Here is a 13251-nt window from a genome sequence, read left to right on the forward strand (position 1 = left end):
GGCTGGTCAGGCCGTCGTCTCGGAGCGTTCCGGCGCGGTCCAGTGGGTGTGGAAGGTGCCGGGGCAGTCGGTGCGGTGGTAGGTGTGGGCGCCGAAGTAGTCGCGCTGGCCCTGCAGGAGCGCGGCGGGCAGGCGGTCGGCGCGCAGGGTGTCGTAGTGGGCGAGAGCTGCGGAGAAGGCGGGGACGGGGATGCCGCGCCGGGCGGCAGAGGCGATGATCTCCCGCCAGGGCACCTGCGCGTCGGTGATCTCCATGGCGAACTCCATCTCGCCGAGCAGGCTGACCAGGTCGCGGTCGAAGGCGTAGGCGGCGCGGATGCGGTCGAGGAAGGAGGCGCGGATGATGCAGCCGCCGCGCCAGATCCGGGCGACGGTGCCGAGGTCGATCTTCCAGCCGTACTCGGCGGCCGCGTCCTGGATCATCTTCCAGCCCTGGTCGTAGGCGATGACCTTGGACGCGTACAGGGCGTGCTCGACCTGTGAGGTGAAGCGTTCGGCCTCGGTGCGGCTGAGCGGGGGCCGGGTGCCGCCGGGCAGGCCCGAGTAGGCGGCGCGCAGGTCGCGCTGGCCGGAGGCCGCGCGGGCGAAGGTGGCCTGCGCGATGGCGGTGACCGGCGAACCCAGGTCGAGCGCGGTCTGCACGGTCCAGCGGCCGGTGCCCTTCTGGCCCGCGGAATCGGCCACGATGTCGACGAACGGGGCGCCGGTGACGGGGTCGGTGTGGGCGAGCACCTCGGCGGTGATCTCGATCAGGTAGGAGCCGAGCCGGCCCCTGTTCCAGTGGCTGAAGACCTCGGCGATCTCGGCCGGGGTGTATCCGGCGACCTGGCGCAGCAGGTCGTAGGCCTCGGCGATGAGCTGCATGTCGGCGTACTCGATGCCGTTGTGGACCATCTTGACGAAGTGACCGGCGCCGTCGCTGCCGATGTGCGCGGCGCACGGTTCGCCGCCGACCTTGGCACTGATGGTCTCGAACATGGGGCCGAGGACCTCGTACGCCTCCACCGAGCCGCCGACCATGATCGACGGACCTTCGAGGGCGCCTTCCTCGCCGCCGGAGACGCCGGTGCCGACGAAGTGGATGCCGCGCCCGCGCAGGGCGGCCTCGCGGCGGCGGGTGTCGGCGAAGTGGGCGTTGCCCCCGTCGATGATCATGTCGCCGGGCTCGAGGAGCGGGGCGAACTCGGCGATGACCGCGTCGGTGGCCTCCCCCGCCTGCACCATGATCATCAGTCGGCGGGGACGCTGGAGGGCGGCCACGAAGTCCGCGGGCGTCTCGGCGGGGACGAAGGTGCCCTCGTCGCCGTACACCTCCATGAGCGCGCGGGTGCGGCCCGCCGTGCGGTTGTGGACGGCGACGGTGTAGCCGTTGCGGGCGAAGTTCCGCGCCAGGTTGCGGCCCATCACGCCCAGGCCGGTCACGCCGATGGCTGCGGTTGCGTTCATGGTGTACGTCCCTCGGTCGGTCCGGTGGCGGATGCGGGGCGGGCGTGCCCCATGTCCGTCAGGTACGGACGGGCGGCCGGATCGTCTCGATTCGGGTCTGGGCGCATGCGAGGAGCGGTGTGACGAACCCCGCTCAAACGATCGATCAAACAGGGATTAACATATGAGCGCTGCCTAGCTCGAAAGATGGATCTGTGACTGTCAACGACGACTCGTTCACCAACTGGAAGACCCGCGAGGAGATCGCGGAGTCGATGATCCCGATCATCGGGAAGCTGCACCGCGAGCGGGACGTGACGGTCCTGCTGCACAGCCGCTCCTTGGTGAACAAGTCGGTGGTCAGCATCCTCAAGACGCACCGGTTCGCCCGGCAGATCGCCGGCGAGGAGCTCTCGGTCACCGAGACCCTGCCGTTCCTGGAGGCGCTCACCGCACTCGACCTGGGTCCCTCACAGATCGACATCGGCATGCTCGCGGCGACGTACAAGGCCGACGACCACGGTCTGTCGGTGGAGGCGTTCACCGCGGAGGCCGTCGCGGGCGCCACCGGCGCCAACAAGATCGAGCGCGGCGAGGGCCGTGACGTCGTCCTCTACGGCTTCGGGCGCATCGGCCGCCTGGTGGCCCGCCTGCTGATCGAGAAGGCGGGCTCCGGCAACGGGCTCAGGCTGCGCGCGATCGTGGTGCGCGGCGGCGGCGGCCGGGCCCCCGAGGATCTCGTCAAGCGGGCCTCGCTGCTGCGCCGGGACTCCATCCACGGCCAGTTCCAGGGCACGATCACGGTGGACGAGGCGAGCAGCACGATCTTCGCCAACGGCAACGCGATCAAGGTGATCTACGCGAACGACCCGTCCGAGGTCGACTACACCGCGTACGGCATCAGCAATGCCATCCTGATCGACAACACCGGCAAGTGGCGCGACCGTGAGGGCCTCTCCCAGCACCTGCGCCCCGGCATCGACAAGGTTGTGCTGACCGCTCCGGGCAAGGGCGACGTCCCCAACATCGTGCACGGCGTCAACCACGACACGATCAAGCCGGACGAGCAGATCCTGTCCTGCGCGTCCTGCACCACCAACGCGATCGTGCCGCCGCTGAAGGCGATGGCGGACGAGTACGGCGTGCTGCGCGGCCATGTGGAGACCGTCCACTCGTTCACCAACGACCAGAACCTGCTGGACAACTACCACAAGGCCGACCGCCGCGGCCGTTCCGCGCCGCTCAACATGGTCATCACCGAGACCGGTGCGGCCTCCGCCGTCGCGAAGGCGCTGCCGGACCTCAAGGCGCCCATCACCGGCAGCTCGATCCGCGTGCCGGTGCCGGATGTCTCGATCGCGATCCTCAGCCTGCGGCTCGGCCGCGAGACCGACCGCGAGGAAGTCCTGGACCATCTGCGCAACGTGTCGCTGACCTCACCGCTGAAGCGCCAGATCGACTTCACGACCGCTCCCGACGCGGTCTCCAGCGACTTCATCGGCTCGCGCCACGCCTCGATCATCGATGCGGGTGCCACCAAGGTGGACGGCGACAACGCCATCCTCTACCTCTGGTACGACAACGAGTTCGGCTACTCCTGCCAGGTCATCCGGGTCGTGCAGCATGTCTCCGGGGTGGAGTATCCGACGTTCCCCAGCCCGGCGGCCTGACCTCTGTGAGCCGTCCGGTCAAGGGTCGGCAATGACCGCTTGACCGGACGGCTCCGGGGAATGAATCCGGCCACAGGGGCGGATCATCTCTGGAGGTGCCGTGACCACTACGTCGGAACCGCGGGTGTCGGGGCTGGAGATCCGCTCCATCGACTACGTCCCGCTGGACGAGCGCCACGGCAAGCTGTGGCATCTGGGCCCCCTGTGGTTCATGTCGAACGCGCAGATCGCCACCCTCGCGGTGGGTCTGATCAGCATCACCGAGGGCGGCAACCTCATCTGGTCGCTGATCGCGATCGTGGCGGGCACCGTCCTCGGTACCTTCTTCATGGCCTTCCACTCGGCCCAGGGCCCGCAGCTGGGCCTCCCGCAGATGATCCAGTCACGGCCCCAGTTCGGCTACGTCGGCGCCCTCCTGGTGTGGCTGTTCGCCTATGTCCAGTACGCGGGCTTCAACGTCTTCAACACCATCCTCGCCGGTGAGGCGATGCACACCACGGTGCACGGCGGCGTCAAGCTGTGGGTGGTCGTGGTCACCGTCGTCGCCCTCGTGATCGCGCTCGTCGGCTACGACGTCATCCACAAGGCCGAGCAGTTCCTGACGTACTCCTTCCTGGTGGTCTTCGGGATCTTCACCGTGGGCGTCCTGGTCACGCTGCACTACCCGGCGGGCTCCTTCGACCTCGGCGCCTTCAAGGCCACACCGTTCCTCGCGCAGTTCGGCGTGGTCGCCGGCTACCAGATCAGCTGGGCCATCTACGTCTCCGACTACTCGCGCTACCTCCCGCCGGGCGTGACCGTCCGCAAGACCTTCTACTGGACCTACTTCGGTTCGGCGCTCGGCGGCATCTGGCTGATGGTCCTCGGGGCGCTGCTCGCCGCATGGGCGGGCAAGGACTTCGAGACGATCAAGTCGATCAACGAGGCCGGCGACAAGGTGTTCAGCGGGTTCGGCGCGATCGTGCTGCTCTTCGCCGTCCTGGGCCTGGTCTCCGTCACCGCGCTGAACATGTACGGCGGCTCGCTGACCCTCATCAGCGCCATCGACTCCATCAGACGCGTGACGCCGACGCTCGGCGTGCGGCTGGTGACCATCGGGTTGACCGCGGCGCTCTCCCTGGTCGGCGCGCTGGCCGCGACCTCCAACTTCCTCGAGAACTTCAACAACTTCCTGCTGCTGGTGCTCTATCTGTTCATCCCGTGGACCGCGGTCAACCTGATGGACTACTACGTGGTGCGCCGCGGCCACTACGCCATCGCCGAGATCTTCAACCCCCGTGGAATCTACGGCCGTTGGGGCTGGCACGGCATCATCGCCTACCTGGTGGGCTTCGCCGTCATGATCCCCTTCTTCTCCGTCGGCACCCTCTACACGGGCCCCGTCGCCGACGCACTCGACGGAGCCGACATCTCGCTGTTCGTCGGTCTGCCGGTCGCCGCGGCGCTGTACTGGCTGCTGACTCGTTCGATCGACGTGGAGGCCGAGCAGCGGATCGCGGAGGCCGAGGCGGAGGCTCTTGAGCAGGCGGCCCACGAGCACCGCGAGCCCTGACCGTCCACGGGAAGTCGCCGCCGTCCAAGACGGTCGGGAGATGTGACCCAGACCATAAGGAGAACGATGCCGTTTCGCTAACGGGGAGGGCTATGCTGAGCTCCAGGTGAACGAAACCGTTTCGTTTACGGGCGGGAGGGCAGCCATGGTCTCCGTACTCATCGTCAACGACCAGTCCCTGCAACGCGTAGGTCTGCGCATGCTCCTGGCTGCCGAGCCCGACCTGAGTGTGGTCGGCGAAGCGGCGAGCGCAGCCGAGGCGGTCAGCCTGTGCTCCGCGCTCCGTCCGGACGTCGTCCTCATGGACAGCCACCTCGCCGGTACCGACGACATCGAAGCCATCCGGCGCATCGCACGCCCCGCACACCTCCCGCGATTCCTCCCGGCCTCCGAGACCGCGACGCCGCCCGGGCCCCCTCCCCGCGTCCTGGTCCTGACCTCGACCCCGCACGAGAGGCACGCCTACGCCGCCCTGCGCGCCGGCGCCGCAGGCTTCCTCCTCACGGACGCCGCCCCGGAGGAACTGACCGCGGCCATCCGCGTGGTGGCCGCCGGAGACGCGGCGATCACGCCCGCCCTGACCCGTGCGCTCATCGACGCGGTCCGCGAGCAGCCCGCCGGCCGACCCGCGGGGCGGGAGGCCGGACTGAACACCCTCACCGAACGTGAACGCGACGTCCTGACGGCCGTCGCCTCCGGCTGGTCCAACACCGAGATCGCCGTACGACTGTCCATCGCCCCCACCACCGTCAAATCCCACGTCAGCCACATCCTCGCCAAGATCGGCGCCCGCGCCCGCGTCCAGGCGGTGGCCTTCGCCTACGAGTCCGGGCTGATCCGGCCGGCGGCCTGAGGGGCTGTTCCACAGCGGCGGTTCCCGAGGCAGCCGCCTTCTCGCGGCGGGCAGCGGCACCGGGCTCGTTGCCGGTGAGCCGTCGTAGAAGAAGCGACCGCGTCGTAGAAGAAGCGACCGCAGGGACGGGCCGGTCCGGGCCGCAAGTCTGCCTCGACGCCCGGCGGGTGCCGCGACCGTCGCGCGCGACATCGGCCCGCCCCCAGGGCGTTGCAGAACCGGCTCCCCGGCGGGGGCATCGTCCCTGCTCCGCCCCTGTGCGCCGGTCGTCCGTCCCGGAACTCCCGCGGAATTGTCCGTGATCAGTAACAGACGGATCCCGGAGCAACCTTTCGCCGTCCTGACAGGTGCACAAGCAACACCGGGATGACAGGGGCGGGGCAGAAATGGCGCGGCATGGCGGGCGGGGATGGTACGGCCGGGTATTCGCGGCGGCGGTCGGGGTGACGGCGGTGGCGGCGGCCACCTCGGTATGGACCGCGCAGGCCGGCCCCTCCAGCGACCGGCACTCGGGCGCCTCGGCCCACCTCTCCTCGGCGGCGGCCGGCGCCGGCCGGACGACTCCGGTGGCGGTGAGCATCGTCCACGCCTCGGACCAGGGCGCCCGGGGCGTCAACATCACCATCGACGACGGGCCGGACCCGGTCTGGACCCCGCAGGTCCTGCAGGTGCTCAAGGACAACGGCGTGAAAGCCACCTTCTGCATGGTCGGCACTCAGGCCCAGGCGCACCCGGACCTGGTCAAGGCGGTGGTGGCGGCCGGGCACAGGCTGTGCGACCACACGGTGTCGCACGACACCACCATGGACAAGAAGCCCAACTCCTACCAGGCCAAGGAGATCCTGGACGCCGCCGACATGATCACCAAGGCCTCCGGGGGCGTCCGGCCGCTGTACTACCGGGCCCCCGGCGGTGCCTTCACCCCCTACAGCAGGCACCTCGCCGCCGTGCAGGGGATGCGGCCGCTGGGCTGGAACGTGGACTCCAAGGACTTCGAACGCCCCGGCACCGCCGCCATCGTCACCACCGTCAAGAACGAGCTGTCCAACGGCCCGACGATCCTCTTCCACGACGCCGGCGGAGACCGCTCCCAGACGGTGGCCGCGCTGCGCGAAGTCCTGCCCTGGCTGACGCAGCAGGGGCGCTCCTTCGGCTTCCCGGTGCACTGAGCCCCGCCCGGGCAACTGCCTTTCGCAGGTCAGAGCTTGGCACCGAAGTCCTGCGTCCACCACGGCCCGCCCGGCCCGTCGTGGACGCCCACGCCGATGTCCTTGAACGAGCAGTTGAGGATGTTGGCGCGGTGGCCGGGGCTGTTCATCCAGGACTCCATCACCGCCTCCGGTGTCTGCTGGCCCTGGGCGATGTTCTCCCCGTACGTGGACCACTTGTAGGCCGCAGCGGTGATGCGCTGCCCGGGGTCGAGGCCGTCGGGGTTGGTGTGGTCGAAGAAGTGGCGGGCGGCCATGTCGTCGGAGTGGCCCTGGGCGGCCTTCTCCAGTTGCGGGTCCTCGGTGAGCGCACCGCAGCCGTTGGCCGCCCGTTCCTTGTTCACCAGCGCGACCACCTGCGCGACGGTGCCGGACGGCGTCGACGACGCCTCGGGTGTGCCGGTCGCCGTCCGCGAGGGCTGAGCGGAGGGGCGGGGAGCCGGGGCGCCCTTCTTTGCGGGGCGCGGGCTCTTGGACGCGCTCGCCTTCTTCGCCGGTGATGCGGACGGAGACGGAGACGGGGAGGCCGACGGAGAAGTGTCGACGGCACTGGATTCCGACAGGTCCGCGACGGGGGCGCCCGCGGTGTGCTCCGCGCTCGCCCCTTCGCTGCCGGTCCCGGGGCCCGTGCCGAAGTACCAGAGGCCGCCGCCCGCCACACAGGCCGCAACGACCGCACCGCCGACGGCCCTGCGCCGGTTGCGCCGACGTCGGCGCACCTCGCTCCGGGATCCCGGCCGCCCGCGCACGGCACGGTGTCCGGCCTCCGGGCCCGATCCGGTACGGCTGCCGGAGGGCCGGGGCCCCGTGCCGGGCAGCGCCGTCCCGGCCTCGGCCGTCCCTCCGTGGGCGGCGCGCACGCCCGCCAGCAGCGAGGGCGCCGCAGCAACCAGTGCCAGCCCGGCCAGCAGCCCCTCCACGGGCATCAGCCCGCTCCACAGGCCGGAGCACCGCCCGCAGCCGCGGGCGTGCCGGGCTATTCGCTTGCGCCACAGCGCCGAGGGCCGCCCGTCCCAAGTGCCCAGCATGCCGCGCAGTTCCGGGCACGGCGGCTGCGCGTCGAGCGCCCGCACCACCACGCGGGCCGCCTCCAGCTGCGCCTTCATCCGCTGCACCCGTACGGCAGTGTGCTGCGGCGACAACTCGAGTGCGGCAGCCACCTCGGCACGGGTCAGCTCGCCGGCGCACTCCAGCCACCACAGCGACAGCAGTCCCCGGTCGTCCGGCTCCAGCCAGCGAGTGGCGCGCGCGGTCTCCTGGCGCTGCCCGGAGAGCTGAAGCTGTACGAGGGTGAGGTCCACGAAGTCGGCGCCCGGATCGGCGAGTTCCTCGGCCTCCTCCACGGTGCCCGGTGCGAACTGCCGGTCCTGCCAGTGCTTGCGGGTCTCGTTCATCGCGATCGCCACGAGCCAGGAACGGAAACTCTCGGGGGTGCGCAGACCACCCAGTCCGTCCAGGGCACGCAGCATGGTCTCCTGCACCACGTCGTCGACGTCGACGGAGCCGTTCAGCGCCCGCCCCACGATGTTGTAGACCAGCGGGAGGTACGCACCGACCAGGGCGTCCTGAGCTTCCGGATCGCCCCCTCGGGCGGCGGCGACCAGTGCCGCCGGCTCCACCGTGCGCTGTGTACCCATGAAAACTGTCCCGTCCTCGACGCCGAACGATCCTGCCCGATACCTGGGAGACCGGTGGATGCGTCTCGGATAACAGTTCTTCGGACACACGCTCAGTCAACCAGCGGCGTTCCGGTGGATGTCTGGCTGGAGGTGCCGGGAGTAATTCGCTACCTTCCGTTGAATATGTAGCCACTTGTCCCTTCTGTGGAGGAGAACTTGACGTCCATGAGGAACGTTGCAGCCACTGTGGCGATCGCTGTCACTGCGCTGGCAGGCATGTCAGTGCCGGCCGGCGCGGCGGACACGTCCGGCGATGCGCAGGCCCAGGCCACCAACGTCGACGGGCGAACCATCCAGGACAGCGCCCCACTGGAGCACTCTCTGCTCGACTTCGTGCAGCGCGCCTCGTCCCCGGAGGAGAGCGAGCTTGGCGTCGCTTGTTTCGACGGGCGCACCGACGGCAACCGGAACGTCTACCTGACCTGCGACAGCCACACGTACCCGGTGTATGTGGACTGCACCGACGGCCGCCATGAGTTCCGGCGTTCCTACTCCGGCCGATGGGACTTCCGTCTGACCTGCCCTGCGGGAACCCGCGCGGTGTGGGGCGGCAGTTGGTTCGGGCATGCCTAGTCCGCGACTGGCCCTCCGGGCATGACGTGCGGGCCTCGGACAGCCGAGCGGGAGGGCGGAGAGCGTTGTTCCCTCTCCGCCCTCCCTTTCGTCCTCAGGCGACCGTGACGTTCACCAGCTGACTGAGGGTCCCGAAGACGTGTCCGGCAGAAGCCATCGGGTGCCCAGCGGTTTGTCCTCAACTCCCCGCACACGCACGTCATTTGCCCTCCGAGCCGACGCATATCGTCGGCGTATCGAAAACCACATACGTGCCGGCAACAGCGTGCTGCCTTGACTGGACGTATGACTCGAACCCCACCATCGGCACCCACAACGAAGCGCCGGATGCGCGGGCTGCTTGTCGTCGGCCTGATGGTCGTCATAGCGGTGATCACCGCAGTCCTCGGCTACCAGGTGCCGAAGTCCTCGTCCTCCTCGTCGCTTTCGCCTCCGTCGGCCGCGTTACCTTCGGATGCTCATGGCGGTGAGCACAGGGGCGCGCTGGGCGAGGCCGACGGGATCGTCCCGAACGGTGTGACGGTCTTCGACGACACGATGCCGGCTGTGTCCAAGCTCGATCCGGATCTGCTCAAGGCCCTGCGCCGGGCGGCTTCGGCTGCCGCGCACGACGGAGTCACCTTCTACGTCAACAGCGGCTGGCGTTCCAAGGCTTATCAGAACCAGCTGCTTCGCCAGGCGGTCGCCAAGTACGGATCCGCGAACGAGGCCGCCCGATGGGTGGCCACCGCGGCGACCTCTCCGCATGTGTCCGGGGACGCGGTGGACGTCGGGCGTGCCGATGCGACGGCATGGCTGTCACGGCACGGAGCCGACTACGGGCTGTGCCAGATCTACAGGAACGAAACCTGGCACTACGAGCTGCGCACCAGTGCGATCGCTCGTGGCTGCCCGCCCATGTACGCCGACCCCACCGAAGACCCGAGGATGCAGCAGTGACCGGCAGTGAGCGAGGACAGACGATGACGCAGGTGGACACGGCGGAGACCGGACAGGACGGCCGCCGGGACACCGGCTCCCATGCCTGGAGCACGGCCGTCCGGCGGGCGATCCGTCGTGGCTCCCGGCCCGAGCCCTGGAAGCGCGGCCCGGTCCTCGCGGCGTCGGCGCTGCTGCTCGGCCTGCTCATGCTGCTGCACGCCGAGATCCCGAACCGGGTCGGGAACCTCGGCAGCCTGGTGGAGACCTTCCTGGCGTGGTTCGGCGTGTTCGTCCCGGTGCTGCTGGCCGGGGCGCTCTGGCGCCGCTCCGCCGCCGCCGTGGCGGCGCTGCTGCTGCCGGTGGCAGTGTGGCTGCACCTCTTCGGCGGGATGCTCAGCGACAAGTCCCACGCGGGCAGCGACCTCACCGTGGTCAGCCACAACGTCGGCGCCGACAACCCCGACCCGGCCGGCACCGCCCGCGACCTGGTCGCCTCCGGCGCGGACGTGCTGGCGCTGGAGGAGATCACCCCGCAGGCGCAGGGCGTCTACGAGAAGGGGTTGGCGCAGGCGTACCCGTACCACACGGTGCTGGGCACGGTCGGACTGTGGAGCAGGCTGCCGCTCTCGGGCACCCGGCCGGTCGACATCGGAATGGACTACGGGCCGCTGGCGGCCACCAAGCCGGCCGCCGTGAAGCTGGCCTACAACCGGGGGCTGCGCACCACGGTGGTCACGCATCACGGTCCCCTGACGGTGTATGTGGCCCACCTGGGATCCGCACGGGTGAATCCCAGGGCGGGCTTCGCGACGGGCTCGCGGGACAGGAACGCGCAGCTGCTCGGCAAGGCCGTCGCCGCCGAGAAGAGCAAGCGGGTGGTGCTGCTCGGCGATCTCAACGGCACCACGGACGACCGCGCGTTCGCCGGTCTCACCTCGCGGCTGCGCTCCGCGCAGGAGGTGGCCGGGGACGGCTTCGGCTTCAGCTGGCCGGCGACGTTCCCGGTGGCGCGGATCGACCAGATCCTGGTCCGCGGCGTGCAGCCGGACAGCTCGTGGGTGCTGCCGGCCACCGGCAGCGACCACCTGCCGGTGGCGGCCGGGATCAGCTGGTGAACTCCGGGCAACAGGCCGGTCTTCGCTGCGAGATGACCCCACTGTGTCGCGCGACCTACGGAACCGACGGCTTCGCCACGACTCTGCTGCCGCTCACCGAACGGGCCACGCCCGCAGCCCTGATCGGTGAGTCGGCAGAGGAGCTGGTGTACCTCTACGCCGGCTACGAGCGCGCCACCGTCTGGCCACAGATCGACGGCAGCCCGGCAGTCGCCTTCCGGGACCGCTTCACCGGGCCGCGAGCACCAGCCCTCCCCCGGCGACTTCAGGGCGTTCCTCGAGATCACGGCCGCCAACGAACTCGACGGACCGGCACACAACGCCGAACTCGCCGTGCAGCACGGCCCCGGGCTGTACGGCTTCCTCATGGGCTCCGCAGCCGCCGTCAGGTGCCGAGTCGGCTCGACAGACGCGCCATCCGTTCGTCCCAAGGAAGCTCGCCGAGCTCCTGGTGATGCCGCCGTCTGGCCAGGACGGCGGGATGCTGCGTGCCGGCCGACTCGGGGGCCTGGCGGAGGTCCACCACGTGCGGGAATCCGTCAAGGGCCAGGGACTTCGGTGTGAGTTGCGCGCGTGCCGGCCTGACCTGTGTCATCAGCTCTTTCGCCAATGACCTCACCGCATCGTGGTCGTCACTGTCCTCCCCGACGATCTCTTGCGCCAGGGCGAAGGCGATCGGGGCCCGTTGGGCGGGGTCGTCGTCCAGCTTCTCGATGAGGACGACCGCGTCCTGGGTGCGGCCTTGAGCGCGCACGGCAGCCATCTCCTGTGCGAGTGCCGGTGTCATGCCTTCGGCCCAGATGATGATGGTTTCCGCGAGGGTGATCAGGTGAGCCACCGTCTCGAACCAGCTGTCGTTCGAGAGGTACAGCTGGGCCTGGGCCAGGGGCTCGCCGTGGAATCCCCAGGGGTCGAGTTCGAGTCCTGCCGATTCCGCGGTGGCCACCTGCACGGTGGGGACCTCACGTCCCAGCTCTCGCACCACGAGATCGCCACGACGTTGATACGTGAACGTCTGAGCCTGATGGAAGCCTTGTCCGCCTGCACCGTCGGCCCCGGGCTGACGGACCGTCCACTCCAACAGGCCGAAGTTGCGCAGAAGCAGCGCAAAAGGCTGTCCGCAACAGCACCAGGTCTTCACTTCGCCGATCGACCTGCGGTGCCGCTGCTGCGCGGCGCGGACGAGTTCCTTCGCCTGCTGCCGCTCGCGCACCCTCTCCCACCGGTTGGCGGCAGGCCGCATCAGCAGCTCTGCCGTGAGGTTCGCCGCACGGCCCGGGAGTTCTATGGCGCGGAGGATGCGGCGCGCGTACCGGCCCCTGGCGAAGTACTCCGTGTCGAGTTCGCCGGTCACGTCGGGGTCGGCGGCGAGGCCGTTCCACTGTGCGGCCGCACTGGCGAACCGGTCGTCGGCCGACGCGTCCTCTCCCAACAGCAGGTGGACCAGGCCGATGTGGAAGTGCGCCTGTGCGAGCCGCCAGCGCAGAATCACGTCCCCGCTGCCCGACCAGCGGTCGAGGATCGTGCGCCACGGCTCGGCCTGCTGCCTGATGCCCCGGTCACCGTCGGCGACCCGGGGCGTGCCGGCGAGGAGGGCTCCAAGGGCGAGCGCTCGGGACGCTGCTCGTTGAATCGTCACGTGAGCCTGTGGGGCGACCTGATCCGCCGCCCCGTTCAGGACCGCGACGGCGTGGCCCGGGTCGTTTTCGTGCGCTGCCAGTGCCACGGCCGCGTCGGTCAGCGCCAGAAGCGCGGGTACGGCCACGTCGGGATCGGCGTGACCGGCGTACAGCTCCGCGATCCACTCGAGGACGGTGAGAGCGTCACCGACCCGCTCCAGTTCCGCCAACCGCTGCGCAATCAGGAACAGGAACTGTGCACGCTCCTGGGGGGAGCCACCACCCTGCGGAAAGACGTGGTCCACGAGAAAGTCGCGGACGGTGCGCCGTGCCGCCGTGTCGTCGGAGACACGTGCCAGCGCGTCGTCCCAGCGACCGATCACGGCCTCGATGCCCTCATGGACCTGGGCCCATGAGGGATCGTTCGGGTCTTCCATGGCCACTGGACAACCTCCGGCCGCTGGTCCCTCTGATGACACCGAGCTCAGACGCATCAGCAAGTGTGCATGAACTCCGCCCTGCAGCACTGCGGTTGAGGTCGTTCGCCCGGGAGCCGGTCAGTTCGGGACGTCGCTACGGCGTCGCCGGGCGGCACGGTCGACGTCCGCAGTGAGATCATCGGCCGGGCCCGGATCG

The 13251-nt window shown here is 69.7% G+C and carries 11 protein-coding genes; 8 read left to right on the top strand and 3 right to left on the bottom strand.

The features are described 5' to 3' along the window. Positions 1-6: 6 nt before the first annotated feature. A complete protein-coding gene (gndA, locus tag ACFY1E_RS10095; RefSeq protein WP_389073590.1) occupies positions 7-1446 on the bottom strand; it encodes an NADP-dependent phosphogluconate dehydrogenase in 1440 nt (479 codons plus the stop codon). A 194-nt stretch (positions 1447-1640) separates the two neighbouring features. On the opposite strand from gndA, the gene ACFY1E_RS10100 reads away from it, so the two are divergent. The 4 genes from ACFY1E_RS10100 (at position 1641) to ACFY1E_RS10115 (ending at position 6669) form a co-directional block, all read left to right on the top strand. Next, positions 1641-3095 (top strand): glyceraldehyde-3-phosphate dehydrogenase, encoded by a 1455-nt coding sequence (locus ACFY1E_RS10100; RefSeq protein WP_389073593.1) that lies wholly within the window; start codon positions 1641-1643, stop codon positions 3093-3095. Positions 3096-3195: 100 nt separating this feature from the next. Then, positions 3196-4647, top strand: a complete 1452-nt coding sequence (locus ACFY1E_RS10105) for a purine-cytosine permease family protein (protein WP_389073595.1) — start codon at positions 3196-3198, stop codon at positions 4645-4647. Between the two features lie 145 nt (positions 4648-4792). Further along, entirely contained in the window at positions 4793-5500 is a 708-nt protein-coding gene (locus ACFY1E_RS10110; protein WP_389073597.1) for a LuxR C-terminal-related transcriptional regulator, read from the top strand. A 386-nt stretch (positions 5501-5886) separates the two neighbouring features. Next, on the top strand, positions 5887-6669 hold the full coding sequence (locus ACFY1E_RS10115; protein ID WP_389073599.1) for a polysaccharide deacetylase family protein: 783 nt from the start codon (positions 5887-5889) through the stop codon (positions 6667-6669). 29 nt (positions 6670-6698) lie between these two features. Here ACFY1E_RS10115 and ACFY1E_RS10120 read toward each other — a convergent pair whose 3' ends face one another. Next, positions 6699-8345 carry a sigma-70 family RNA polymerase sigma factor gene (locus ACFY1E_RS10120; protein ID WP_389073602.1) on the bottom strand — a complete coding sequence of 549 codons (1647 nt, stop codon included), beginning with the start codon at positions 8343-8345 and terminating at the stop codon, positions 6699-6701. Positions 8346-8603: 258 nt separating this feature from the next. On the opposite strand from ACFY1E_RS10120, the gene ACFY1E_RS10125 reads away from it, so the two are divergent. From ACFY1E_RS10125 to ACFY1E_RS10140, 4 genes are all read left to right on the top strand, one after another. Continuing rightward, positions 8604-8960 (top strand): hypothetical protein, encoded by a 357-nt coding sequence (locus tag ACFY1E_RS10125; protein ID WP_389073604.1) that lies wholly within the window; start codon positions 8604-8606, stop codon positions 8958-8960. A gap of 327 nt (positions 8961-9287) precedes the next feature. Beyond that, on the top strand, positions 9288-9899 hold the full coding sequence (locus ACFY1E_RS10130) for a M15 family metallopeptidase (protein ID WP_389073606.1): 612 nt from the start codon (positions 9288-9290) through the stop codon (positions 9897-9899). Positions 9900-9922: 23 nt separating this feature from the next. Then, on the top strand, positions 9923-10996 hold the full coding sequence (locus ACFY1E_RS10135; RefSeq protein WP_389073609.1) for an endonuclease/exonuclease/phosphatase family protein: 1074 nt from the start codon (positions 9923-9925) through the stop codon (positions 10994-10996). 32 nt (positions 10997-11028) lie between these two features. Next, positions 11029-11451, top strand: coding sequence for a DUF6817 domain-containing protein (locus ACFY1E_RS10140; protein WP_389073611.1), 423 nt, complete (start codon positions 11029-11031; stop codon positions 11449-11451). On the opposite strand, the gene ACFY1E_RS10145 is transcribed toward ACFY1E_RS10140, so the two are convergent. Further along, positions 11382-13052 carry a hypothetical protein gene (locus ACFY1E_RS10145; RefSeq protein WP_389073613.1) on the bottom strand — a complete coding sequence of 557 codons (1671 nt, stop codon included), beginning with the start codon at positions 13050-13052 and terminating at the stop codon, positions 11382-11384. The two genes, ACFY1E_RS10140 and ACFY1E_RS10145, sit on opposite strands and share 70 nt — an antisense overlap. Between the last annotated feature and the right edge of the window lie 199 nt (positions 13053-13251).

It is taken from the genome of Streptomyces sp. NPDC001604, assembly GCF_042893475.1.
Lineage (GTDB): Bacteria > Actinomycetota > Actinomycetes > Streptomycetales > Streptomycetaceae > Streptomyces.

Coding starts and splice junctions, on each gene's coding strand:
- gndA (WP_389073590.1), bottom strand. CDS start 1,446: ATGAACGCAACCGCAGCCATCGGCGTGACCGGCCTGGGCGTGATGGGC.
- ACFY1E_RS10110 (WP_389073597.1), top strand. CDS start 4,793: ATGGTCTCCGTACTCATCGTCAACGACCAGTCCCTGCAACGCGTAGGT.
- ACFY1E_RS10115 (WP_389073599.1), top strand. CDS start 5,887: ATGGCGCGGCATGGCGGGCGGGGATGGTACGGCCGGGTATTCGCGGCG.
- ACFY1E_RS10120 (WP_389073602.1), bottom strand. CDS start 8,345: ATGGGTACACAGCGCACGGTGGAGCCGGCGGCACTGGTCGCCGCCGCC.
- ACFY1E_RS10125 (WP_389073604.1), top strand. CDS start 8,604: ATGTCAGTGCCGGCCGGCGCGGCGGACACGTCCGGCGATGCGCAGGCC.
- ACFY1E_RS10130 (WP_389073606.1), top strand. CDS start 9,288: ATGCGCGGGCTGCTTGTCGTCGGCCTGATGGTCGTCATAGCGGTGATC.
- ACFY1E_RS10135 (WP_389073609.1), top strand. CDS start 9,923: ATGACGCAGGTGGACACGGCGGAGACCGGACAGGACGGCCGCCGGGAC.
- ACFY1E_RS10140 (WP_389073611.1), top strand. CDS start 11,029: ATGACCCCACTGTGTCGCGCGACCTACGGAACCGACGGCTTCGCCACG.
- ACFY1E_RS10145 (WP_389073613.1), bottom strand. CDS start 13,052: ATGGAAGACCCGAACGATCCCTCATGGGCCCAGGTCCATGAGGGCATC.